Source organism: Streptomyces hiroshimensis (assembly GCF_014650335.1).
Taxonomy (GTDB): domain Bacteria; phylum Actinomycetota; class Actinomycetes; order Streptomycetales; family Streptomycetaceae; genus Streptomyces; species Streptomyces hiroshimensis.
In genome coordinates this window covers 298,961-322,935 of the sequence record NZ_BMUT01000008.1, presented here as the reverse complement: position 1 = coordinate 322,935, position 23,975 = coordinate 298,961, and the positions used below count along the sequence as shown (strand labels likewise).

The window sequence follows — 23,975 nt, the reverse complement described above, 5'->3', positions numbered from 1 at the left end:
AGCCGGAAGCGGGCCGGGGACGAGCCGGGGGGCGGCTCGTGGAGGCTCCCCCTCGCGGATCCCTCTGTTAGATTGGTCTATACCACACGATCCGCTCCACTCTTTAAGATCGGCAGGCCCCAGCGTGGAAGTTGTCATCGTCCCGGACGCCAAGGCAGGCGGCGAACTCATCGCGGAGGCCATGGCCGCCCTCCTGCGCCGCAAGCCCGACGCCCTGCTCGGCGTGGCCACCGGCTCGACGCCGCTGCCCGTCTACGAGGCCCTGTCCGCCAAGGTCCGCTCGGGCGCGGTGGACGCCTCGCGCGCCCGCGTCTGCCAGCTCGACGAGTACGTCGGCCTGCCCGCCGACCACCCCGAGTCCTACCGCTCGGTGGTGCTGCGCGAGGTCGTCGAACCGCTCGGCCTGACCGAGGAGTCCTTCATGGGCCCCGACGGCACCGCCGAGGACGTCCAGGCCGCGTGCGAGGAGTACGACCGCGCGCTGCCCGCGGCCGGCGGGGTGGACCTCCAGCTGCTGGGCATCGGCACCGACGGGCACATCGGCTTCAACGAGCCGTGCTCCTCCCTGGCCTCCCGCACCCGGATCAAGACGCTGACCGAGCAGACCCGCGTCGACAACGCGCGCTTCTTCGACGGCGACATCGACCAGGTGCCCCACCACGTCATCACCCAGGGCATCGGCACCATCCTGGAGGCCCGCCACCTGGTGCTGCTGGCCACCGGCGAGGGCAAGGCGGACGCCGTGGCGGCGTCCGTCGAGGGCCCGGTCTCGGCGCTGGTCCCCGCCTCGGCGCTGCAGCTGCACCCGCACGCGACGGTCGTCGTCGACGAGGCGGCGGCCTCCAAGCTGAAGCTGGCGGACTACTTCCGCGCCACGTACGCGGCGAAGCCGGCCTGGCAGGGCCTGTAGCCCCACGCGTCCCCTCACTGCGGCGGGGTCCGGCACCGCCGGGCTCCGCCGCAGTGGTTGCGCGCCGTTGCGGCGATCAACCCCCCACCGGGAGCCCGGCGGTGCCGGACCCGCCCGGAGGGCCTACGCCCCCGCGATGACCTCCGCGGCAGCGGCCCCGCAGACCCGGGCCGCCCCATGCGTCGCCACGTGCAACGCACCCCGCGCGGGAGCCTCGTTCAGGCCCATCTCCACGACGACCGTGTCCGGCCGCGCCACGAGCAGCGCGTCCAGCGCCTCCGCCATCCACCCGTGCCGGTGCGCGTCCCGTACGACGGCGACGATCCGCCGCCCGCCCGCGGCCGCGAGCACGTCGGAGGCCCGGGCCTCTTCGCGGCCGTATGTGCCGGTTTCCGTGCCGGGCAGCAGCCGGGCCAGTTCGGCGCCGACGCCCCAGGGGGTCTCGTCGCCGACGGCGATGTTCGCCAGCGGGGTGAACGCGGCCACGTAGGCGGGCCCGGCGAGGGGCTTGAACGACGGCGAGGCCGTCACCCGCAGGGCGCGCCGCGCCGCGGTCAGCCCCACCTCGGGGGCAGGCGCGTTCCCCTCCTCGGCCGCACCCGCCCCCGAGGTCCAGCGCGCCAGGGCGCGCACCCGTGCCGCGGCGTCGGCGAGCCGCTCCTCCTGCAGCTCGCCGGCGCGTACGGCTGCGACCAGCGCGTCGCGCAGCCGCAGCACGGTGTCCTCGTCGGCCAGCCCGCCGCCCACGCAGATGGCGTCGGCGCCGGCGGCGATGGCCAGCACACTGCCCCGCTCGATCCCGTGGGTGCCGGCGATGGCCCGCATCTCCATGCCGTCGGTGACGATGAGCCCGTCGAAGCCGAGGCCGCCGTCGGCGACGGGCGCGCGCAGCAGCCCGTGCAGGGCGGCGGGGCTGAGCGTCGCCGGCAGGTCCGCGTCGAGCGCGGGCAGCAGGATGTGCGCGCTCATGACGGCCTTGGTGCCGGCGGCGACCGCGGCGTGGAAGGGCACCAGTTCGCGCGATCGCAGCGTGGCGAGGTCCGCGTCGATGCGCGGCATGTCGTGGTGGGAGTCGACGGCCGTGTCGCCGTGCCCGGGGAAGTGCTTGGTGCACGCGGCGACGCCCGCGGCCTGCAGGCCCTCGACGTAGGCGGCGGTGTGCCGGGCGACGAGCTGCGGGTCGGCGCCGAAGGACCGCACGCCGATGACCGGGTTGTCCGGGTCGGAGTTGACGTCGGCGGACGGCGCCCAGTTGAGGTTGACTCCGCATTCGGCGAGCCGGCGGCCGAGCTCCCGGGCCACGGCCCGGGTCAGCTTGGTGTCGTCGACGGCACCGAGGGCGAGGTTGCCGGGGAAGGAGGAGCCGGTGCGCACCTCCAGCCGGGTGACGTCGCCGCCTTCCTCGTCGATCGCGACGAGCACGTCGCCGCACTCGGCGCGCAGCTGTGCGGTGAGCGCGGAGAGCTGCTCGGGCGAGGCGATGTTGCGGCCGAAGAGGCCGACGGAGGCGAGCCCTTCGCCGAGCCGGCGCAGCAGCCACGCCGGGGCGGTGGTGCCGGTGAAGCCGGGCTGCAGGACGGTGAGGGCGTTGCGCGTGAGCGTGTCCATGTCTGTGTCCATGAAGAAAGTGGGCCCCTAACCCTTCACTGCGCCGGAGGTGAGGCCGCCGACGGCCTTGCGCTGGAGGATGACGAAGAGGATCAGGATGGGCACGGCGAAGAGCGAGGAGGCGGCCATGGTGGCGCCCCAGTCGTCGCCGAAGGCCGTGCGGAATCCGGTGAGCCACACGGGGAGGGTCTGGGCGGAGGCGTCCTTGTTGAGGATCAGGACGTAGGGGAATTCGTTCCAGACGGTGATGAAGCCGAAGAGCGAGGTGGCCATCAGGCCGGGCGCCAGCAGCGGGAAGATGACCTTGACGAACGCCTGGGTGCGGGTGCAGCCGTCGACCATCGCGGACTCCTCCAGCTCCTTGGGCACGGCGGCGACGTAACCGCGCAGCGTCAGGACGGTGAAGGGGAGCACCATGACGGTGTAGATGGCGATCAGCGGCACGAGGCTGTTCAGCATCTCCGCGTCGCGCACGATGATGTAGTACGCGAGGGCCATGACCTCCCAGGGGGCCATCTGGGCCATCATCATCACCAGGATGAAGCTCTTGCGCCCCTTGAACCGCATCCGCGCGACGGCGAACGAGGCGAAGAGGGCGATCACCAGCGACAGGGCGACGGCGACGAGGGTGACGGTGAAGGAGTTGCGCACCAGCGTCCAGAAGCCGTCCGCCTGCACCGCCCGCTCGAAGTGCTCGAAGGTGGGGCTGGTGGGGAACCAGACGGGGTCCTCGCTGACGATGTCCTTGTTGGCCTTGAAGGCCGTGCTGAACATCCAGTAGACGGGGAACACGAACGCCAGGAAGAGAACGACCGCGGTCGCTCCCGGCCAGATCCGGCCCAGGGTCGATCGCCTCACAGCTCGTCCTCCTCTTGCTTGAGCACCAGGCGCAGGTAGTACGCCGTCAGGGCCAGCAGGATCACGATGGTCAGGATGGAGACGGCGGCGCCCATCCCGAAGTGCTGGCTGCCGAAGCCTTCCTGGAAGGCGTAGACGGGCAGGGTCTCCGTGAGCCGGTCCGGCCCGCCCTCGTTGATCGCGAACACCTGGGTGAACGACTTGAAGATCCAGATGACTTCGAGGAAGGTCGTGGCGAGGAAGAAGGGCTTGAGGAAGGGGAAGGTCACCGAGGTGAACTGCTTCCAGGTGCCGGCGCCGTCGAGCGAGGCGGCCTCGTAGAGCTCCTTGGGGATCGTGGTCGTCGCCGCGTAGAGGTTGATCGCCACGAAGGGCACCGACTGCCAGACCAGCAGTACGGTGATCACGAAGAAGGTGGAGAACTGCCCGCTGGTCCAGCTGTAGCCGGCCATGGAGTGCCAGCCGAGCTTGTCCAGCACGTGGTTGACGACGCCGAAGCGCTGGTCGAACAGCCACTGGAAGACGGTGGTCGCCGCCACGACGGGCATGGCCCAGGCGAGGACGAGGCCGAGCGAGAGCAGCAGGCGCAGGGCGGTGCCGAGGCGGGCGAGGAGCAGGCCGATGAAGCAGCCCAGTGCCATGATGAGGACGACGTTGGCGAGGGTGAAGACCACCGAGCGCCCGGTGACGCCCCAGAACTCGGAACTTCCGAGCTGATCGGCGTAGTTGTCCGTGCCGGTCCACTCGGTGAGGTGCCGGATCAGCTGGCGCGGGCCGAGGTTCTGGAACGACAGCAGGCCGTTCTTCAGCAGCGTCCAGCCGAGCAGCAGCACCGTGACGGCGGCGGCGGGGAGGATCAGCAGATACGGCGCGCTCAGGGCGAGCCGTCCGGGTCCGCGGCGGGGCGGCGGAGCAGCGCCTTTGCCCGTCCGGGAGGCGGGCCCGGTGGCCGCCACCTCTTCGATCTGCGCTGACATCGTCGTCCGCCTTCTCCCGTGTCGAACGGTATTGCTTTGGTGCGCGGCCGGGTAGGGGGCCGTCGTGCACGGCCCCCTACCCGGCCGTCAGGTCACTGCTTCTGGCTGAGGCGCTTGTTGACGTCCGCCTCGACCTGCTTGGCGGCCTCCTCGGGGGACTTGCCGTTGAGGACGGCCGTCATGTACGCCTTGATCGGGTTCGGGGCGTTCTCCACCGCGGCCCACTCGGGGATCAGCGGGGTGGTGCCGCCGCCCTTGGCGGCCGGGGCCGCGGCCTCGGCGGCGGCGTTGCCCTTCACCTGCGCCAGCAGGGACTCCTTGTTGGGGATCGAGCCGACCTCCTTGGCCAGCGCGCCCTCGTTCTTGTCGGACAGCGCGATCTTCAGGAACTCCTTGGCGAGCTCCTGCTTCTTGCTGCCCGCGGTCACGGCGAGGTTGGAGCCGCCGAGGAAGACGCCCTCGGGCTTGTCCGCGCTCTCACCGGGGATGGTGAAGTAGCCGAGGTCCTTCTCGATGGCCGGGTTGGCCTTGATGGCGGTGGCCGCCTCCCAGCCCATGCCGATGAAGGCGCCGGTCTTGCCCTTGGCGAAGACGTCGGCCTGCTGCGGGGTGGCCTCGTCCTTGTCCTTGGGGGCCTTGCTGAAGGCCTGGTACTGCTTGTAGACGTCCATGGCCTTGGCGACCTTGGGGTCGGCGAGGTTGGACACCCACTTCTTGCCGTCCTTCTTCACCAGGTCCGCGCCGGTGCCGATGGTCAGGCCGTCGAAGAAGTACCAGTTCTGGCCGGGCAGGTAGAGCGGCTCGGCCTCGCCCTTCTTCTGGATGGCCTCAAGGGCCTTGAAGAAGTCGGCGCGGGTCTTGGGGACCTCGGTGACGCCCGCGTCGGCCCACACCTTCTTGTTGTAGATGACGACGCGGTTCGCGGCGTACCACGGCGCGGCGTACTGCTTGCCCTCGAAGACCGCGGGCTTGTTGAGCGACTCCGACCAGTCGGCGCCGATCTCCTTCTTCAGGTCGCCGAGGTCGGCGAGGCCGCCGGTCTGCGCGTAGGAGGGGGTCTGGGTGTTGCCGACCTCGACCACGTCCGGCGGGCTGGACTCGGAGAGGGCCGTGGTCAGCTTCTGCTGGATGCCGTCCCACTTCTGGATCTGGACATTCAGCTTGGCGCCGGTCTTCTGTTCGAACTCGGCCTGGACGGACTTGGTCCAGCCCTGCGGGTTCGAGCCGTCCATGAACCAGACGGTCAGGCTCTTGGCCTTGTCCCCGTCGCCCGATCCCTTGTCACCGTCGCTGGACCCACAGGCAGCAACACTCACCAGCATGGCCGCGACACCCGTCGCCGCTATGAGCCCTCGCTTCACAGCACTCTCCTCAAGGACCGAATGTGGTCTTTAATGGTTTAGACCAGTGCCCGCAGCTTGGCCTAGACCTTTTGGGGTGTCAAGGGTGTATAAGAGTCGCTGTCGGCTCCGTTACCGGACCGACACCTCGAGGTCGACCTGGGCGTCTCCGGGCCCCTCGGGCTCTGCCCGTGCCACCATGTGACCGCGACAGACGGAGGAGCCGGTGACAGCAGCAGGATCGGAGTCGGGAAGGCGGACGATGGCGACCGACGGTGGTACGGCCGAGGGCGGCAGCGCGTCGGGCGGCGCGCGGACCGCGCGCGTTCCCAAGTACTACCGCCTCAAACGACATCTGCTGGACATGACCGAAACCATGCCCCCCGGCACCCCCGTGCCGCCGGAGCGGACGCTGGCCGCGGAGTTCGACACCTCGCGCACGACCGTCCGCCAGGCGCTCCAGGAGCTGGTCGTGGAGGGCCGGCTGGAGCGCATCCAGGGCAAGGGGACGTTCGTCGCGAAGCCCAAGGTCTCCCAGGCGCTGCAACTGACCTCTTATACGGAGGACATGCGCGCCCAGGGCCTGGAGCCGGCCTCCCAGCTCCTGGACATCGGTTACGTCACGGCCGACGACCGGCTCTCCAAGCTGCTGGACATCGCGACGGGCGGCCGCGTCCTGCGCATCGAGCGGCTGCGGCTCGCCAGCGGCGAGCCGATGGCGATCGAGACGACCCATCTGTCGGCCAAGCGCTTCCCGGCGCTGCGGCGCAGCCTCGTGAAGTACACGTCGCTCTACACGGCGCTCGCCGAGGTCTACGACGTCCGGCTCGCCGAGGCGGAGGAGACGATCGAGACGTCCCTGGCCACGCCGCGCGAGGCGGGCCTGCTGGGCACGGACGTGGGCCTGCCGATGCTGATGCTGTCCCGCCACTCCCTGGATGCGCAGGGGGAGCCGGTGGAGTGGGTGAGGTCGGTCTACCGCGGGGACCGGTACAAGTTCGTGGCGCGGCTGCAGAGGCCGGCGGAGGGGTAGAGACCCGGCCGGGCCCGGGGCCCTGAAAGCCCTCGCCACGTGGGCCGGTACGCACGGAGTGGACCGCGCACACGGTGGTCGCGGTCCACTCCGCTCGCTTCGTCAGCCTCCGGCGGTCAGGAGATACAGCCCGTCTTGGGCGCCGCGCTGATGCATCCCGCCTTGGGGGCGGCGCTGATGCAGCCGTCCTTCGCGGCCTGCGCCGAGTTGGCGGCGACCCAGCCGCCTCGTTACACCGAGGCCTTCTCCGGCTCCGGGTGCCGCATCCGCACCGGCTCGGTCCCGGCGCCGTGGTGCCGGGACGCCCAGCCCTCCAGGGCCGTACGGCACGCGTGGTCCAGATGGCGCACGCCGGAGAGGTCGATCTCGATGGGCCGGTCCTGCGGGAGCGCCTCCAGGGTCTCCAGGATCCGGGGCAGCCGCAGGAACGTCGCGTTCCCGGCCACCGTCGCGATCAGCCGGCCGTCGGTGAGTTCACGGACGTCGACCTGGACCTTCGAGGTCTCCCACGCCGTCTTCACCACGGCCAGCAGGATGCCGAGCACCACGCCCTCGAACATGCTGGTCGTCACGATGGCGACGGCCGTCGCGCCGAGGATGACGAGCTCGCCGCGGTGCTCGCGCCACAGCGGGCCGAACTCCTTCACCGGCACCAGCTTGCAGCCGGCGTGGACCAGCACGCCCGCCAGCGCGGCCAGCGGTATGACGCCGATCGCCGCCGGCAGCAGCACGGCGAACAGCAGCAGCCACGCCCCGTGCAGCAGGCGGGAGAGCGAAGTCCTCGCACCGGCCTGGACGTTGGCGGCGCTGCGGACGATCACCGCGGTCATGGGCAGGGCGCCGAGCACGCCGCACACGGTGTTGCCCACGCCCTGGGCCAGCAGCTCCTTGTCGTAGTGCGTGCGCGGCCCGTCGTGCATGCGGTCGACCGCGGCCGCGCTGAACAGGGATTCCGCCGACGCGATCAGGGTGAAGGCGAGGACGGTGCCCAGCGCCGCGACGCTGCCCAGCGACGTCAGGTCGTTCAGCCCGGGCGGCTGGACGGCATCGAAGAGGCCGCGCACCTCGACGTTGGCGATGCCGAGACCGCACAGCGCCGTCACGCCCGTGGCCAGGGCGACCGCCACCAGCGGCGCCGGCACCAGCCGGGCTCTGGCGGGCAGCTTCTTCCATACGACGAGCACGGCGATGGTCCCGGCGCCGACCGCGAAGGAGGTCAGGGCGGGGCCGTGCGTGACGACGTCGGCGGCCAGCCCGGGAACGCCGGTGATCTTGTCGAGGCCGGAGCGCGGCTGTTTGACGCCGGCCATCGTGTACAGCTGCCCGAAGACGAGGACGAGCCCGATGCCGGCGAGCATGCCGTGCACGACCGAAACGGAGATCGCACGGAACCAGCGACCGAACTTCAGGGCGCCCAGCAGGAGTTGCAGCACCCCGGTGGCCAGCACGACGGCACCGAGCATGCCCAGGCCGAACTCGCGGACGGCCTCGAAGACGAGGACGGTCAGCCCGGCCGCGGGGCCGCTGACCTGGAACGTACTGCCGGGGAGGGCGCCGACGACGAGACCGCCGACGATGCCGGTGATCAGGCCGAGTTCGGCCGGCACCCCGGAGGCCACGGCCACGCCGACGCACAACGGCAGGGCCACGAGGAAGACGACGAGCGAAGCGAGTGCGTCCTGGCGCAGGACGGCAGGACGCTTGAGGGCGGAGAACATGGGTGAGGGTCCCTTGGATGTCACGTCGGATGTCACGTGAGGGCGGGTCACAGAGGCCCGAACGACACCGGGCCGCTCTCGGGGCGGTGGACTTCGACCGCGCCCGTGTGCACCTCGTAGTACCAGGCGTGCAGCCCCAATGCGCCCTGGTCGAGCCGCTCTTGGATGCACGGGTAGGAGCGCAGCGTCTCCAGCTGGGCGACGGCGTGCCGCTGTACGGCCTCCGCCATGTCGTCGGTGAAGGATGCGACGGCCCGGGCGGGCGCGTCGGCGGGGACGGAGCGTTCGAGCCAGCCCTGGACGGCGGGGACGGCGGAGAGGTCGTCACCCCGGACGACGGCGGTGACGGCACCGCAGTGGGAGTGCCCGCAGACGACGATGTCGCGGACGCCCAGCACGCGCACCGCGTATTCGATCGTGGCCGTCTCGCCGGAGGGGCTGTCGCTGCGGTATTCCGGGACGATGTTCCCGGCGGTGCGGAGCTCGAAGAGCTCTCCGGGGGATGCGCCGGTGAACAGCGCGGGAACGACACGGGAGTCGGAGCACGTGATGAACAGCGTCTCGGGCGACTGGCCCGCTTCGAGCGCACGGAAACTCTCGGCGCGCCCGGGATCCGCCACATGCGTGGCCGCGAAGGATCGCGCGTTGTCGATGAGGGATTTCATGATGGCCTGCCTCCTGCGCTCCGCGGCAGGACGCCGGGGCGCGGTGTGGTCGGGTCGGATCAAGCATGACGAGCATGCGAACGGCATGCCGGTGCCACGGCCTCGGGGCAACGGGCACCGGCCGGCTGCAGACAAATCTGCACGACCGCTGCGACCAACACTTTACCTCCGTATTACCTCCTCGTGAAAGACAAATTTTTCGTTAAAAACCGGACGTTGAAGGCCACTTGACGTGGGATGGGTGCAGTCCGGAACTATTCGATTCCGCGCGGGATTTTGGAGTAATTAATTCCGCCTCGGCCGCAACCATAGGCCCCATCCGCTGCGTCTTTATCGCGTTATCCGGCGTGCGCACAGCAGACCGCCCACCCGCGCGGCCTGCGCGGGTGGGCGGTGAGATGAGGGGGGACGTGGCTCCCGTCAGACGGCCGCGTCGTTCAGCAGCTTCAGCGCCAGTTGCTTCGTGCGCTCGTCCGCCTTCGCCGCGTTCCCGCTGTCGAACGGCGGCGCCGGGTCGTACTCCACCCCGAGCTGCATGGCGCGGGCCACCTCCTCGCCCGACAGGCGGGAGGCCAGGTGAAGGCCCATGTCGATGCCGGCGGAGACGCCCGCACCCGTGATGATCTTCCCGTGCTCGACGAAGCGCTGCTGCGTGACGACGGCCCCGTATCCCTCCAGGGCCGTGCGCGCGGCCGGGCCCCAGTGGGTCGTGGCCCGCACGCCGCGCAGCACGCCGGCCGCGCCGAGGATCAGGGCGCCGGTGCACACCGACGTGGTCCACGTGGTGCCGCGGTCGATGCGGCGGATCCAGTTCTGGACGGCCGGGTCGGCGGCCGCGGCGCCCACGCCGCGCATCCCGCCGCCGGGCACCAGCAGGACGTCGGCGGAGGTCACGTCCGCCATGGTCCGCTCGGCGACGATGCTCAGCTCGCCGGTGTCGGTACGCACCGGGCCGCTCTGCCGGGTGCCGACCGTCACGACGCGGACGCCGGGCAGCCGGCACAGCACCTCGTACGGACCGACGGCGTCCAGCGCGGTGAACCCGTCGAAGAGCAGGAGCGCTACGGTGCGCTCGCCGGGCTTCGGAGCACCGCCCGCGGCCGGCTGCCCGGCCTCCCTGGCGAAGGCCGGTGCCGCGGTCCCCGCCGCGACAAGGCCCGCCCCCACCGCTCCGGCCACCGCCGTTCCCAGAAGTCCCCGTCGGCTGGGACCCGTTCCCGAACGCATATGAAACCCCCCACAGGTCATGGTCGGAGCCCGCGCGGGCGCGCGGGCTCAATGATCATGATGCGGGGTCACTCGTCCCCTCACAAGGTCATATGTCCCACCTTTCCTGCCATCGCCCCCTCCTGCGCCCCTTCTCCCGCGCCCCTCCCCCGCCTCACTCGTTGCGGAAACGCGCCGCCCAGGACGCCGCCGTGATGACGTCGTCCACGAGGACGGCGTCCGTCACCGGGCAGGCGGGCGCCCGCCCCTCCCGTACCGCCGCGACGAAGTCGGCGATCAGCGGCACGTGCGGGTTGGGCGCGAGCCCCGCGTCCAGCGGATCCAGCGTCAGGAAGCGTCCCCCGGCGGCGACGTCGACGCGGTCGCGCTCGGTGCCGCCGACCCAGGCGAAGCGGCACTCCGCCGACGTCCCCGACGCCCAGCCCAGGGAGAGGTGCGCGCGCCGCTCGGCCCCGGCGGCGAATCTGCGGCCGAAGCGCGCGCCCACGCGCACGGGCGGGCCCAGCACCGACAGCAGCAGGTCGAGGCGGTGGCTGCCCGCGTCGGCGAGAACGCCGCCGCCCGCCACGGCCGGGTCGGTGCGCCAGAAATCCGGGTGCTCCGGCGCCGGGTCGAAGGGGGCGCAGAAGGTGATCTGCACGCGCGCGGGCGCGCACGCCGTCAGCGCCTCGCGCAGCTGCTGTGCGGCCGGGCCCAGCCTGCGGTGGTACGCCACCCCTACGCACAGCCCCGCCCCCGCCGCCTCCGCCGCCAGGACTCCCCCGCCGCCGAGCCCGCCCGCCAGCGGCTTCTCGACCAGCACGTGGCAGCCGGCGCGCAGCGCACGGAGCGCGAGCGGTACGTGCAAGGCCACGGGCGTGGCCACGTACACCGCGTCGGCGGCCGTGAGCCGGCCGGGGTCGTCGCCGCCCGCGGGCACTCCGTACTCCTCGGCCGTGCGGGCGGCGCGCGCGGCGTCCCGGCCCCAGACGTACGCCGTCTCCTCGCCCGCCTCGCGCAGGGCCGGCAGTACGCGGCGCCGCACGACGTCGCCGCAGCCGGCGACCGCCCACCTCAAGGACCCTCCATGGCCATCAACTCACCATAAGCGGAACACCATTTCAACAGCCCCTTTCCCCGCATGATGACGTTGTCATACCGATATACGGACAGGGGGTGACGCCCGGCAGGACCCTCGCCTAGATTTCCTGCGCATCACGCAGTGATCACACAGGGGGGAGTCACCACCATGACGGAACCACCGGAGGGCGGCAGGAGGGCGGTCGTCACCGCGCCTCTGGCCGTGGCGGGGCTGTGTCTCGCCGTACCGTTCGTCGCGATGCTGTGGGTGGACTCCTACGCCCGGACCGGGCCCGCCTTCATCGGCATCCCGTTCTTCTACTGGTACCAGATGCTGTGGGTGCCCATATCGACTCTCCTCACCACCGTCGCCTACGTGCTCGTGCGGCGCCAGGAGCGGGCCCGCAAGGCGGGTGAGCAGCGATGAAGGACGGCGTGAACGGCGTGGCACTCGCCGTCTTCATCTTCTTCTTCCTCGCCGTGACGGTCATGGGCTTCCTGGCCTCGAAGTGGCGGCGCGCGGAGAATGCGGACAACCTCGACGAGTGGGGGCTGGGCGGCCGCTCCTTCGGCACCTGGGTCACCTGGTTCCTGCTCGGCGGCGACCTCTATACCGCGTACACCTTCGTGGCCGTCCCGGCGGCGATCTACGCGGGCGGCGCGGCCGGCTTCTTCGCCGTGCCGTACACGATCCTGTGCTACCCCCTGGTCTTCACCTTCCTGCCCCGCCTGTGGTCGGTCTCGCACAAGCACGGCTACGTGACGTCGTCGGACTTCGTCCGCGGCCGCTTCGGCTCCAAGGGGCTCTCGCTCGCCCTCGCGCTCACCGGCATCCTCGCGACGATGCCGTACATCGCGCTGCAGCTCGTCGGCATCCAGGCGGTCCTGGACGTGCTGGGCGTGGGTGGCGGCTCGAACTGGTTTATGAAGGACCTGCCGCTGCTGATCGCCTTCGGCGTGCTCGCGGCCTACACCTACTCCTCCGGGCTGCGGGCGCCCGCGCTGATCGCCTTCGTCAAGGACGCACTGATCTACATCGTGATCATCGTGGCGATCATCTACATCCCCATCAAGCTGGGCGGTTTCGACCACATCTTCAGCAAGGCGGGCGAAGCGTTCGCGGTCAAGAACCCGGAGACCGGCAAGCCGCGCGGCGCGCTGGTGAGCGGCCCGGACGCGCAGTGGTCGTACGCGACGCTCGCGCTCGGCTCCGCGATGGCGCTCTTCCTCTATCCCCACTCGGTGACCGCGGTTCTCTCCAGCAAAGGCCGCAACGTCATCCGCCGCAATACGACGATCCTGCCGCTGTACTCCCTGATGCTGGGCCTGCTCGCGATGCTCGGCTTCATGGCCATCGCCGCGGGGATCAAGGTGAAGAACGGGCAGCTCGCGATCCCGCAGCTGTTCGAGGACATGTTCCCGGACTGGTTCACGGGCGTGGCTTTCGCCGCGATCGGCATCGGGGCGCTGGTCCCGGCCGCGATCATGTCGATCGCCGCGGCGAACCTTTTCACCCGCAACATCTACAAGGACTTCATCCGGCCGGACGCCTCGCCCTCGCACGAGGCGAAGGTCTCCAAGCTCGCCTCGCTGCTGGTGAAGGTCGGCGCGCTCGTCTTCGTCCTCACCATGGACAAGACCGTCGCCATCAACTTCCAGCTGCTCGGTGGCATCTGGATCCTGCAGACGGTCCCCGCGCTGGTGGGCGGGCTCTTCACCCGCTGGTTCCACCGCTGGGCCCTGCTGGCCGGCTGGGCCGCGGGCATGGGGTACGGCACCTGGAAGGCGTACGACACGCCGAGCGCCACCCAGGATCATTTCGGGAATACCAACCTCATCCCCCTTATCGGGGAAAAGGGCTATATCGGGCTCACCGCCTTCGCGCTCAATGTGATCGTCGTCATCGTCCTGACCTTCGCCCTGAAGGCGCTCCGCGCGCCGGACGGCGTGGACGAGACCACCGCGGCGGACTACACGGCGGACGCCGGCGACCCCGGGGTCCAGCGGGAGCTTCCGCCGGCCACCGCAGGGGCCCCTGCGGGCCACTAGAGCGACGCTCGGCGGGGCCCGCGCCCCGCGGAGCCGACCGGGCCGTCACGACCCTCTGGAAGGGGCGTGACGGCCCTTCGCCGTACCCCGCATCCGACCCCCCTCCCACCTGCGAACCCACCCTCAACACCGCGGCCTGATAACACATTCCGACCTATGCGCTTACCGCGCGACACAACATGTGGGGGCGCGTACGAGGGGCGGCACTAGATGTATGCTCGTCCTCGCTGTCGTCGCAGGGGAATCCGGTGGAAATCCGGAACTGTCCCGCAACGGTGCATGTATGCCGTTAAGCCGCGCATGCAGGAGTCCGAGTACCTGCCGGCAGCACGCCCTCCACCGAGCCTGCCCTGGGCTCGGCTATGGGCGTTGAATTCGTCCGGGCCTCGCGGGTTGGGCCGGCGGACGCCTACGAGGCATGCCCTGGTCCATCAGGCGCGCCCGTACGCGACCGTCGCGCTCTCCCGCCGGCCCACCCAGCCGAGCGAGGGAGAGCCTCAGTGACCATCGCGCCCGCCGATCCGGTCTCAGCGGAAGAAGCGACCGGCGGCCCCGGGACCGCGCTGCTGCGCACCCTGACCGACCTCACCGCCGACCTTCCTGCCACCGACCCCGGCAAGGTCGCCGCCGCCGCACTGCGGGGCCGGAGCGCGAACTCGGACGAGGCCGAGCTGCGCTCCCTCGCCACCGAGGCCGCCGCCGGGCTGATCGCCGAGGAGCCCGAGTACTCCAAGCTCGCCGCCCGGCTGCTCACCCGCGCGATCGCCGACGAGGCCGCCGGCCAGGGCGCCACGTCCTTCTCCGCCTCCGTCGCCGTCGGCCACCGCGAGGGCCTGATCGCGGACGACACCGCCGCCTTCGTGGCCACCCACGCCGCACGCCTGGACGAGCTGGTCGAGACGGCCCTCCTCGACGGCGCCGACGACCGCTTCGGCTACTTCGGCCTGCGCACCCTGCACAGCCGCTACCTGCTGCGCCACCCGATCACCCGGCAGGTCGTCGAGACCCCGCAGCACTTCCTGCTGCGCGTGGCCTGCGGCCTGGCCGAGGACCACTCCGAGCGCGCCGTCGCCGACGTCGCCGAGCTGTACGGCCTGACGAGCTCCCTCTCGTACCTGCCGTCCTCCCCGACGCTCTTCAACTCCGGCACCCGCCACCCGCAGATGTCGTCCTGCTACCTGCTGGACTCCCCGCTGGACGAGCTGGACTCGATCTACGACCGCTACCACCAGGTGGCGCGCCTGTCGAAGCACGCCGGCGGCATCGGCCTGTCGTACAGCCGCATCCGCTCGCGCGGCTCGCTGATCCGCGGCACCAACGGCCACTCCAACGGCATCGTGCCGTTCCTGCGCACCCTCGACGCCTCCGTCGCCGCCGTCAACCAGGGCGGCCGCCGCAAGGGCGCGGCCTGCGTCTACCTGGAGACCTGGCACGCGGACATCGAGGAGTTCCTGGAGCTCCGCGACAACACCGGTGAGGAGGCCCGCCGCACCCACAACCTCAACATCGCGCACTGGATCCCGGACGAGTTCATGCGCCGCGTCGAGGCCGACGCCGAGTGGTCGCTGTTCTCCCCGGCCGACACGCCCGACCTGGTCGACCTCTACGGCGACGAGTTCGACGCCGCGTACCGCAGGTACGAGGCCGAGGGCAAGGCCGTCAAGCAGATCCCGGCCCGCGTGCTCTACGCCCGCATGATGCGCACCCTCGCGCAGACCGGCAACGGCTGGATGACGTTCAAGGACGCCGCCAACCGCACCGCCAACCAGACGGCCGAGAAGGGCGCGGTCGTCCACTCCTCGAACCTCTGCACCGAGATCCTCGAGGTCACGAACGACGGCGAGACCGCGGTCTGCAACCTGGGTTCCGTCAACCTGGCCCAGCACCTCGGCGCCGACGGCGAGATGGACTGGGAGAAGCTCGACCGCACGGTCCGCACGGCCGTCACGTTCCTCGACCGCGTCGTGGACATCAACTTCTACCCGACCGAGCAGGCCGGCAGCTCCAACAGCCGCTGGCGCCCGGTGGGCCTGGGCCTGATGGGTCTGCAGGACGTCTTCTTCCGCCTGCGCATGCCCTTCGACTCGCCCGAGGCCAAGGAGCTGTCCACCCGTATCTCCGAGCGCATCATGCTCGCGGCGTACGAGGCCTCCGCCGACCTCGCCGAGCGGCACGGCCCGCACCCGGCCTGGTCCGCGACCCGCACCGCCCGCGGCGTGCTGCACCCGGACCACTACCCCAACGCCGTCGCCGCCTGGGAGGACCGCTGGGAGGCGCTGCGCGCCCGCATCGGCCAGGTCGGCATGCGCAACTCGCTGCTGCTCGCCATCGCCCCGACGGCGACCATCGCCTCCATCGCGGGCGTCTACGAGTGCATCGAGCCGCAGGTCTCCAACCTCTTCAAGCGCGAGACGCTGTCGGGTGAGTTCCTGCAGGTCAACACCTACCTGGTGGAGGACCTCAAGAAGATCGGCGTGTGGGACCGCACCACCCGCGACGCCATGACGGACGCCAACGGCTCGATCCAGGACATGAAGTGGATCCCGCAGGAGGTGCGCGACCTCTACCGCACCGCCTGGGAGATCCCGCAGCGCGCCCTGATCGACATGGCCGCGTCCCGTACGCCGTACCTGGACCAGAGCCAGTCGCTCAACCTCTTCATGGCCTCACCCACCATCGGCAAGCTCAGCTCGATGTACGCGTACGCCTGGAAGCAGGGCATCAAGACGACGTACTACCTGCGCTCGCGCCCGGCGACCCGGATCGCCCGCGCGGCCTCGTCCTCGACGGCCGCCGCCACCATCCCCGTACAGCAGGTCACGCCCGACGAGGACGCCATCGCCTGCTCCCTTGAGAACCCCGAGTCCTGCGAGGCATGCCAGTAATGACCACGGCACCCGACCGTCAGAAGAACCTGCTCGACCCGGGCTTCGAGCTGACCCTGCGCCCCATGCGGTACCCGGACTTCTACGACCGCTACCGCGACGCGATCAAGAACACCTGGACCGTCGAGGAGGTCGACCTCCACTCGGACGTCGCCGACCTCGCCAAGCTCTCCCCGGGTGAGCAGCACATGATCGGCCGCCTGGTCGCGTTCTTCGCGACCGGTGACTCGATCGTGGCGAACAACCTCGTGCTGACGCTGTACAAGCACATCAACTCGCCCGAGGCGCGCCTGTACCTGTCGCGGCAGCTGTTCGAGGAGGCCGTGCACGTCCAGTTCTATCTGACGCTGCTCGACACCTACCTGCCCGACCCGGAGGAGCGCGCCGCGGCGTTCGACGCGGTGGAGAACATCCCCTCCATCCGCGACAAGGCGCAGTTCTGCTTCAAGTGGATCAACGAGGTCGAGAAGCTGGACCGGCTGGAGACGAAGGCCGACCGCCGCCGCTTCCTGCTCAACCTGATCTGCTTCGCCGCCTGCATCGAGGGCCTGTTCTTCTACGGCGCCTTCGCCTACGTGTACTGGTTCCGCAGCCGCGGCCTGCTGCACGGCCTGGCGACCGGCACCAACTGGGTCTTCCGCGACGAGACCATGCACATGAACTTCGCGTTCGAGGTCGTGGACACCGTCCGCCAGGAGGAGCCCGAGCTCTTCGACGACGAGCTCCAGCAGCAGGTCACCGACATGCTGAAGGAGGCCGTCGAGGCCGAGCTGCAGTTCGGCCGCGACCTGTGCGGCGAGGGCCTGCCGGGCATGAACACCGAGTCCATGCGCGAGTACCTCCAGTGCGTCGCCGACCAGCGCCTGCAGCGCCTGGGCTTCAAGCCGGTCTTCGGCTCGGAGAACCCGTTCTCCTTCATGGAGCTGCAGAACGTCCAGGAGCTGACCAACTTCTTCGAGCGCCGCGCGTCCGCGTACCAGATGGCGGTCGAGGGTTCGGTCGGCTTCGACGAGGAGTTCTGATCCTCGCGGGTTAAATCCGCGCGTACGCGGCATCGCGTGTCTCCGGTCCGGGAACCCAGTGGTTCCGGACGGACGGGAGGCACGCGATGCCGCGTTTCATGATGATCGTCAAGGCGAGCGAGGACTCCGAGGCCGGCGTGCTGCCGACCGCGGAGGCGCTCGCCGAGATGGGCGCTTACAACGACCGGTTGCAGAAGGCCGGAGTGATGCTCGCGGGCGAGGGGCTGCGCGCCAGTTCCGAGGGCGCGCGCGTGACGTACTCGCACGGCCCGCCCGTCGTCACGGAGGGGCCCTTCGGGGGCGAGGCGAAGAATCTCATCGCCGGCTTCTGGGTCATCCGGGCCGGTTCCATGGACGAGGCCCTGGAGTGGGCCCGGAGCATTCCCTTCCGGGAGGGCGAGGTCGAAGTGCGCCGGATCTTCGAGGCCTCCGACTTCCCGGGCAGCTCCTAGGACACACGTGTGGCGGGCGCCCCCGCGGGGGCGCCCGCCACACGTGCTGCGTCGTACGCGAGGTCAGTCGTTGGCGACGACCGGGTAGCGCGGGGTGCCCTCGTCCATCTGCCGCAGGGCGTCCTTGCGGTCGCGCTTGGAGAGGCGGTCGATGTAGAGCCGGCCGTAGAGGTGGTCGGTCTCGTGCTGCAGGCAGCGGGCGAAGTAGCCGGTGCCCTGGACGCGGATGGGGTTGCCCTCGGCATCCTGGCCGCGGACGACCGCGTAGTCGGGGCGGGCGAGGGAGGCGTAGGCGGTGGGGACGGAGAGGCAGCCCTCGTTGGAGTCGTCCAGGATCCGGCGGTCGGCCGGGAGATCCTCCAGGACGGGGTTGCACACGGTGCCCACGTGGCGGACGCCCTCGTCGTCCATGCAGTCGTAGACGAAGACCTTGAGGTCGACGCCGATCTGGTTGGCGGCGAGGCCGACGCCCTCCGCGGTGCGCTGGCTCGCGAACATGTCGTCGATCAGCTGTGCGAGCTCATCGTCGAAAGAAGTGACGTCCTTGCACTCGCGGTGCAGGACGGGGTTGCCCACCACGGTGATCGGACGGGACGTGCCGCGCTCGCGGTGCGCGAGCTCGCGCTCCTCGCAGTCCTCGGTGTCCACGATGAATTCGCCGTCCACCGGCTGGTCGGTCTCTTGCTGCGACTGCTGCGACATGTCCGCCGTTATGCCTCTCTCAAAACCCAAAAGGATGCCTATACAGGGTAAGGGGCCCCTCGGAGCGTCAGCAGACCTCTTCCAGATCGCGCCACTCGCGTGTGTCGGGGCTGTCCGCGACCCAGCCGTCCAGCAGGCCCCGCACCAGCCCGGCCGGGGCCGCGATGCCGCACTCGCGCTCGGGCACCCACAGGGAGCCGGAGCCGGCCGTGCGGTGGCCGAGCGGGCCGGGGTGGCCGGGCTCGCTGTGGTCGTGGGGGTCGAGGTGCTCGCCGTTGCCCTCGTCGCTGGGCATGCGGCTCTCGGAGCACGTGCGGCACAGCAGGCGCACGGACGAGGACCAGTCCTCGGCGGCGAAGCCCGCATCGGCCGCGAGGCGCTCCAGGGCGTCCCGGTCGGCCTCGGTGGCGGCCTCCAGCAGCACGACCCACGTGGGCACGGGCGAGGGGGCCCACAGCTCGATCTCGTCGAAGACGGGGTAGGAGGGCCCGGCGGCGGTGACCCGCTCGCCGTGCGGGACGCCGTCGTGCAGCACGACCTCGCCCCAGCGGCGCCCCGAGGAGGGCAGCGGGATGGAGAGGACCTCCATGCGCGCCGGGTCGAGCCTGCGGCCCCACACGACCTCCGCCTCGCCCTCGGGCGAGAGTCTCACGGCCGCGCTGCCCAGCTCCATGCCGACGGGCTCCCCGGCCGGGGTGCCCTCGCCGGGCACCCGCAGGCCGTACGCCTGCCAGGCGCGGCGGGCCAGGGGCCAGTCCTGCAGGGCGGTGGCGGCGATGCCCACGTTCCACCAGTCCGGGGCGCCGGCCTCGCGGTCCAGCAGCGCCACGGCCCGCAGCCCGGCGGCGCGGGCCTGCTCCCAGTCGTGGCGGAACTTGTGCAGCAGCGCCAGGTTGAACCACGACTCGGACAGCCACGGCTCCATGTCGGCCGCGCGCGTCAGCAGTGCGCCCGCGTCCTCGTACCGGCCGTCGCCGATGAGTGTGAAGGCACGGTCGGTGGCCTGCCGCCACGAGGCGGAAGGCCGGTGCCGTACCTTGCCGAAGATCCTCACGATTCCCGCCTGCCGGTTTCTGCGTGCGACCACGCCGGATGACCCAGGTGAAGGCCGCCGTCCTCCCTGACGACAACCTGCCACATCTCACTCGCTCCGGGAAGTCGCGCCCGCTGCGCCTCCGTGCCGGAGGCAGCGCGCCCGACGCCCCCCGTCGTCTCCGTGGGTTTCTCGTCTTTCTCTGTCGTCTTCTCCTCTTCGCATCCAACCATGCCCCTTTGGACGCCCGCTCATTACCCGTGGGTTCACCGCGGTACTCCCGCTTTGCCGGACTCTTACCCCTGGTCCGGCCCCGGTCCACCCCCGGCGCGGCCCCCGCGCGCGAGCACCCTGCCCAGGGCGGCCACGACCTGCGGGTCGTGTTCGCGGGCGGTGTCGAGGCGCAGCCGCTCCAGGGCGCACAGGGGGCCGCAGCCGGTCTCGCCGACGAGGTCCTCGTAGGCGTTGACCGTGCGGATCACGCGGGCGGCGAGCGGCTGCTCTCGGTAGGGGTCCGCCTGCCGCTCCACGACGACGGCGACGTCGGACGGCACCCCGGTCTGGCGGACCACGGCCCCGCCCAGGAGGGCGATGCGGCGGCGCTGCTCGGGCGGCAGCTGCTCGGTGGCCCCGGCCGGGACGGGGTCGAGGAGGGAGAGCTGGCCGATGTCGTGCATGAGCGCCGCGTACTCCAGAACGGTGAGGCCCGTCTCGGACAGGCCGAGCTCGCGTCCGGTGGCCCGGCTGAGGGCGGCGACGCGGCGGGCGTGCCCGGCCGGGGTGTGGCCCGCGATCTCCGTGGAGCGGGCGAGGGAGGCGATGGTCTGGTGGTACGTGGCCCGCACCGCGGTGTAGCGGTGGAAGGAGAGCTGGGTGAGCAGCAGGGGCAGGCAGAAGACGGGGAGGGCCCACAGGCCGGCGACGCCCACGGCCAGGGCCATGACGGCGCCGGTGGCGCAGATCGCGGTGCCGATGCCGGCGAGGGCCCGCAGCTCGTCGCGGAGGACGGGGCCGTAGGGGCCGCCGGTGCGGGCGCGGGTGAGGACGGCGGCCAGGACGGCGTCGAAGAGCGTGGTGAGCGCGAGGACGAGGAGCAGGACGAAGGCGTAGGCGGGGCCGTGGCCGGGCCAGCGGTCGAGGGCGCCGGAGTGGTGCAGGGGCTGGAAGCAGACGGCGGCGAAGCCGGTGGTGAGCAGGCGGCGGGCGAGGTGGTCGCGGGCGGGCGGGCGGCCGATCGCCCCGGCGAGGGTCGCGGCGAGCACGACGGCGACGACCTGCGGGGCGCAGTGCGCGGTGGGCCGGCCGGCGATCTCGCCGAGCAGGGCGTAGGAGAGGGCTCCGGCGGCGCCGACGGGGGCGGTCTGGCGGTCGCCGGGCCCGGCTGTGGGGCGGCGGCGCCGGGCGGCCTCGCCGACGGCGATCAGGAGGCCGTAGGTGAGGGCGACTTGGGGCTGGGCCACGCCGTGCCAGGCGGTGCGGGCCAGGGCGGCCAGGGCGAGCGCGGCGGCCGCCGCGTGCACGCTCCGTATCAGCAGTCCGTCGTTGCGCCCCGTCACCCCTCACCTCCCGGGTGGCCGGCCCCGGTGACCGGTCGGCGGGAAGAAGGGACGTTTCCGCTGGGCGGAGTTGCACTCTCCGTAGCTTCCGAGGTCACTGTCGAATGCCATCCGTGACGGTCGAGGGCCGCGGCCAGGGCCGCAACCATGCGAGGGTCGAACTGGCTTCCCGCACAGCGGTGGAGTTCGGCGAGGGCCGCCGGTACGGGACGGGCCCGGCTGTAACTGCGCGTGGAGGTCATGGCGTCGAACGCATCCGCCACCGCCACGATCCTGGCGAACAGCGGAATCTGAGGGCCCGTCAGCCCGTACGGATATCCGCTGCCGTCCAGGCACTCGTGGTGGTGGAGGATCGCGGCCCGCGCCTCGTCCAGGAAGCCGATGCCGCGCACCATCTCGTGCCCGTACTCCGGGTGCAGCTCGATGACGCGCCGCTCCTGCGGGGTGAGCGGCCCGTCCTTGCGCAACAGGCGGGTGGGGACGCCGAGTTTGCCGACGTCGTGCAGGATGCCCGCGAAGCGCAGCGCCTCCAGCCGCTCGCCGGCCATGCCGAGCTCGCGACCGATGAGCACCGAGGCGCGCCCCACGCGCTCGCTGTGGCCGCGGGTGTACTGGTCCTTGAGGTCGACGGCCTGGACGAGCGCCCGGATGGTGGCCTGATGGGCGGCCCGCTCGCGCTCACAGCGGTCCAGGAACCAGGACGAGACGGACATCGGCAGCAGGACGAGCAGCGCCGTGGCCGGGCCGTAGGCGCTGTGCCACAGGGCCGCGGTCAGCAGGCCGATGGGCCCGTGCACGAGGGCGGGCAGCAGCGGGCCGGGCAGCAGGAGCCCGCTCCAGGCGGCCCGCGGGCGGCGGCGCTCGGCGGCCACGCGGACGGCGCCGTCGAGGGCGGCGGCGACGAGCGAGAGGACGAGGGCGGCGGCGAGGGCGGGCAGCAGGGCGGAGGGGAAGTCCGCGGGGGCGAGCGGGGAGGACCCGGTGTCCGGGGCGGCCGGGGCCGGAGCCGGGGCGGCGAGGGCGAAGACGTGGGAGGCGGCGCAGGCGGCCAAAGACAGCTGGGCGGCGTGCCACAGCCGCCGGACCCACGCCGGGCGCTGCTCGACGCGGCCGACGAGCGCGCCCGGCACGGCCACGAGGCCCGCGGCGGCGGGTGGCAGCAGGAACGCCCCGGCGAGCAGGACGGGCAGGGTCAGGGTGCGGCGCGGCAGGCGCTCGCAGACGGCGCAGACCGTGGCGAGGAGGGCCACCGCGCCCCAGGGGACGCCGTGACCGGCCTGCAGGGCGGGGGCGGCGCACAGGGCGGCGGCGAGGACGGCACCCAGAACACAGGCGCGTGCTGCCGCCGGAAGAGCCCCCATGTGCGTCCTCCCGTCCCTGAGGTGCCGACATGCTTGCCGTCAGGAAGGGGAGAATAGGGTCCGGAAAGGCCGGGGAACGGCGCATTCGGGGATTGCCCCGCGCGAACCGACCAGATGCACACCTTCGGGTGATAATCCCCGGCGGGCGGCATGCCGGGCCCGGGCCACATCAGGCCCTCACGGGGAGACCCGCAGGCAGATGCCGACTACGCCGATGCAGGCAGGCCCCGGCGGGCGGATCTACGCGGACCGCGCGGCGCGGGCGCCGCGCCCGCGTCTACTCCTGGGCCGTGGCGCCCAGGGGGCCGGCGCCTGCGGAGCCGCCCGACGCGCTGCGGATGCCGTGCTCGCCCGGGGCGCTGCGGGTGCCCTGCGCACGGGCCGCGGCCTCCGCCGCCCTGGCCTCGGCCACGACGTCCTGGTCGGGCACGGACTGCCCGGCACGGATCAGCTCGATCCGGCCCATCACCTTCGAGCGCAGGTCGGCGGGCACGTCGTCATGGCCGCAGCAGCGCTTGACCAGCTTCTTCACCGCCTGTTCCAGGCCGTATTTCTCCAGGCACGGGGAGCACTCGTCGATGTGCACCTCGAACTTGGCGCAGTCCCCGTCGGGCATCTCGTGGTCGAGGAACTCGTAGAGGTGGTCGAGGACCTCGGAGCAGTCCGTCTCGTGCGGGTCTCCGCAGCTCATGAGTCCGAGCCTTTCCGGTTGTGCGACTCGTCGGAGCCGTTCGGCGCGGGGGCCGCCCCGGCCGGGACGAGACCCCGCTCACGGGCGTAGTCCTCCAGCATTCCGCGCAGCTGGCGGCGGCCCCGGTGGAGCCGGGACATGACCGTGCCGATGGGCGTACCCATGATGTCCGCGATCTCCTTGTAGGCAAAGCCCTCGACGTCCGCGAGGTAGACCGCTATCCGGAATTCCTCGGGGATGGCCTGGAGGGCCTCCTTGACATCGGAGTCCGGAAGGTGGTCCAGCGCCTGGGACTCGGCGGAGCGCAGGCCGGTCGACATGTGCGACTCGGCGCGGGCCAGCTGCCAGTCCTCGATCTCCTCCGACGCGCTGCGCAGCGGCTCGCGCTGCTTCTTGCGGTAGGAGTTGATGAAGGTGTTGGTCAGGATGCGGTACAGCCACGCCTTGAGGTTCGTGCCGTCGCGGAACTGGTGGAAGGACGCGTACGCCTTGGCGTAGGTCTCCTGCACCAGATCCTCGGCGTCGGCCGGGTTGCGCGTCATGCGCAGGGCGGCCGAGTACATCTGGTCGAGGAAGGTGAGGGCGTCGCGCTCGAACCGGGCGTTGCGCTCGGCGGCGGACTCCGCGGCGACGGTGTCCCCGCCGGCGGCATTCTCGGTGGCGGCGGCGTTCTCGGTGGCGCTCTTCATGCCCGTGGCCCCGGTGTCTTCGGTCCCCTCGTCGGTCCCAGTGACCGGACCCACCTCCTCCAACACGACGGCAGGACCGGATGCGGACCCGCTCGAATCGGAGAATAGACGACGATCCCGCCCGTCCGCCGCTCCAGCCG

21 protein-coding genes and 1 riboswitch are annotated in these 23,975 nt (G+C 71.4%); of the genes, 7 read left to right on the top strand and 14 right to left on the bottom strand.

Going from position 1 to position 23,975, the window contains the following annotated elements:
• Positions 1 to 124: 124 nt before the first annotated feature.
• On the top strand, positions 125 to 910 hold the full coding sequence (gene nagB, locus IE241_RS20115; RefSeq protein ID WP_190023168.1) for a glucosamine-6-phosphate deaminase: 786 nt from the start codon (positions 125 to 127) through the stop codon (positions 908 to 910).
• A gap of 123 nt (positions 911 to 1,033) precedes the next feature.
• Here the strand turns inward: nagB and IE241_RS20110 are convergent, their stop codons facing one another.
• The 4 genes from IE241_RS20110 to IE241_RS20095 all read right to left on the bottom strand — a co-directional run bounded on the left by IE241_RS20110 (position 1,034) and on the right by IE241_RS20095 (position 5,714).
• Complete coding sequence (locus tag IE241_RS20110) at positions 1,034 to 2,518, bottom strand: glycoside hydrolase family 3 protein (RefSeq protein WP_190023167.1); 1,485 nt, start codon at positions 2,516 to 2,518, stop codon at positions 1,034 to 1,036.
• A 27-nt stretch (positions 2,519 to 2,545) separates the two neighbouring features.
• Entirely contained in the window at positions 2,546 to 3,376 is an 831-nt protein-coding gene (locus IE241_RS20105; protein WP_190023166.1) for a carbohydrate ABC transporter permease, read from the bottom strand.
• On the bottom strand, positions 3,373 to 4,353 hold the full coding sequence (locus tag IE241_RS20100) for a carbohydrate ABC transporter permease (protein WP_190023165.1): 981 nt from the start codon (positions 4,351 to 4,353) through the stop codon (positions 3,373 to 3,375). Before IE241_RS20100 ends, IE241_RS20105 begins: the two co-directional genes overlap by 4 nt.
• 92 nt (positions 4,354 to 4,445) lie before the next feature.
• Positions 4,446 to 5,714, bottom strand: a complete 1,269-nt coding sequence (locus IE241_RS20095) for an extracellular solute-binding protein (protein WP_190023164.1) — start codon at positions 5,712 to 5,714, stop codon at positions 4,446 to 4,448.
• A gap of 241 nt (positions 5,715 to 5,955) precedes the next feature.
• On the opposite strand from IE241_RS20095, the gene IE241_RS20090 reads away from it, so the two are divergent.
• Positions 5,956 to 6,726, top strand: coding sequence for a GntR family transcriptional regulator (locus IE241_RS20090; protein WP_190023163.1), 771 nt, complete (start codon positions 5,956 to 5,958; stop codon positions 6,724 to 6,726).
• 230 nt (positions 6,727 to 6,956) lie between these two features.
• Here IE241_RS20090 and IE241_RS20085 read toward each other — a convergent pair whose 3' ends face one another.
• From IE241_RS20085 to IE241_RS20070, 4 genes are all read right to left on the bottom strand, one after another.
• A complete protein-coding gene (locus IE241_RS20085; protein WP_190023162.1) occupies positions 6,957 to 8,444 on the bottom strand; it encodes a SulP family inorganic anion transporter in 1,488 nt (495 codons plus the stop codon).
• Positions 8,445 to 8,491: 47 nt separating this feature from the next.
• Entirely contained in the window at positions 8,492 to 9,109 is a 618-nt protein-coding gene (locus IE241_RS20080) for a carbonic anhydrase (protein WP_190023161.1), read from the bottom strand.
• Between the two features lie 420 nt (positions 9,110 to 9,529).
• Positions 9,530 to 10,288 (bottom strand): DJ-1/PfpI family protein, encoded by a 759-nt coding sequence (locus IE241_RS20075; protein ID WP_229899528.1) that lies wholly within the window; start codon positions 10,286 to 10,288, stop codon positions 9,530 to 9,532.
• A 202-nt stretch (positions 10,289 to 10,490) separates the two neighbouring features.
• Positions 10,491 to 11,393: a Gfo/Idh/MocA family protein gene (locus IE241_RS20070; protein WP_190023159.1), complete on the bottom strand. Its 903-nt coding sequence runs from the start codon at positions 11,391 to 11,393 to the stop codon at positions 10,491 to 10,493.
• 171 nt (positions 11,394 to 11,564) lie between these two features.
• Here IE241_RS20070 and IE241_RS20065 point away from each other — a divergent pair, with 171 nt between their 5' ends.
• From IE241_RS20065 to IE241_RS20045, 5 genes are all read left to right on the top strand, one after another.
• The gene (locus IE241_RS20065; RefSeq protein WP_190023158.1) at positions 11,565 to 11,822 is read left to right on the top strand and encodes a DUF3311 domain-containing protein; all 258 of its coding nucleotides are present in this window, start codon (positions 11,565 to 11,567) and stop codon (positions 11,820 to 11,822) included.
• Positions 11,819 to 13,444 carry a monocarboxylate uptake permease MctP gene (gene mctP / locus IE241_RS20060; protein ID WP_190023157.1) on the top strand — a complete coding sequence of 542 codons (1,626 nt, stop codon included), beginning with the start codon at positions 11,819 to 11,821 and terminating at the stop codon, positions 13,442 to 13,444. Before IE241_RS20065 ends, mctP begins: the two co-directional genes overlap by 4 nt.
• Positions 13,445 to 13,671: 227 nt before the next feature.
• Positions 13,672 to 13,772, top strand: a riboswitch (adenosylcobalamin-variant (AdoCbl-variant) riboswitch).
• Positions 13,773 to 13,944: 172 nt separating this feature from the next.
• Positions 13,945 to 16,329, top strand: a complete 2,385-nt coding sequence (locus tag IE241_RS20055) for a ribonucleoside-diphosphate reductase subunit alpha (RefSeq protein ID WP_190023156.1) — start codon at positions 13,945 to 13,947, stop codon at positions 16,327 to 16,329.
• Entirely contained in the window at positions 16,329 to 17,351 is a 1,023-nt protein-coding gene (locus IE241_RS20050) for a ribonucleotide-diphosphate reductase subunit beta (RefSeq protein ID WP_190023155.1), read from the top strand. The genes IE241_RS20055 and IE241_RS20050 overlap by 1 nt, the downstream gene beginning before the upstream one ends.
• 86 nt (positions 17,352 to 17,437) lie before the next feature.
• Positions 17,438 to 17,803 (top strand): YciI family protein, encoded by a 366-nt coding sequence (locus tag IE241_RS20045; RefSeq protein WP_190023154.1) that lies wholly within the window; start codon positions 17,438 to 17,440, stop codon positions 17,801 to 17,803.
• Between the two features lie 63 nt (positions 17,804 to 17,866).
• On the opposite strand, the gene def is transcribed toward IE241_RS20045, so the two are convergent.
• From def to IE241_RS20015, 6 genes are all read right to left on the bottom strand, one after another.
• The gene (gene def, locus IE241_RS20040) at positions 17,867 to 18,505 is read right to left on the bottom strand and encodes a peptide deformylase (RefSeq protein ID WP_190023153.1); all 639 of its coding nucleotides are present in this window, start codon (positions 18,503 to 18,505) and stop codon (positions 17,867 to 17,869) included.
• A 67-nt stretch (positions 18,506 to 18,572) separates the two neighbouring features.
• Positions 18,573 to 19,559 carry a tetratricopeptide repeat protein gene (locus IE241_RS20035; protein WP_058047142.1) on the bottom strand — a complete coding sequence of 329 codons (987 nt, stop codon included), beginning with the start codon at positions 19,557 to 19,559 and terminating at the stop codon, positions 18,573 to 18,575.
• Positions 19,560 to 19,834: 275 nt separating this feature from the next.
• On the bottom strand, positions 19,835 to 21,094 hold the full coding sequence (locus IE241_RS20030) for an HD-GYP domain-containing protein (RefSeq protein ID WP_229899526.1): 1,260 nt from the start codon (positions 21,092 to 21,094) through the stop codon (positions 19,835 to 19,837).
• Positions 21,091 to 22,455: an HD-GYP domain-containing protein gene (locus IE241_RS20025; protein ID WP_190023152.1), complete on the bottom strand. Its 1,365-nt coding sequence runs from the start codon at positions 22,453 to 22,455 to the stop codon at positions 21,091 to 21,093. The genes IE241_RS20030 and IE241_RS20025 overlap by 4 nt, the downstream gene beginning before the upstream one ends.
• A 277-nt stretch (positions 22,456 to 22,732) precedes the next feature.
• Positions 22,733 to 23,146, bottom strand: a complete 414-nt coding sequence (gene rsrA, locus IE241_RS20020; protein ID WP_229899524.1) for a mycothiol system anti-sigma-R factor — start codon at positions 23,144 to 23,146, stop codon at positions 22,733 to 22,735.
• Positions 23,143 to 23,889 carry a sigma-70 family RNA polymerase sigma factor gene (locus tag IE241_RS20015; RefSeq protein ID WP_373300724.1) on the bottom strand — a complete coding sequence of 249 codons (747 nt, stop codon included), beginning with the start codon at positions 23,887 to 23,889 and terminating at the stop codon, positions 23,143 to 23,145. Before IE241_RS20015 ends, rsrA begins: the two co-directional genes overlap by 4 nt.
• Positions 23,890 to 23,975: the final 86 nt, after the last annotated feature.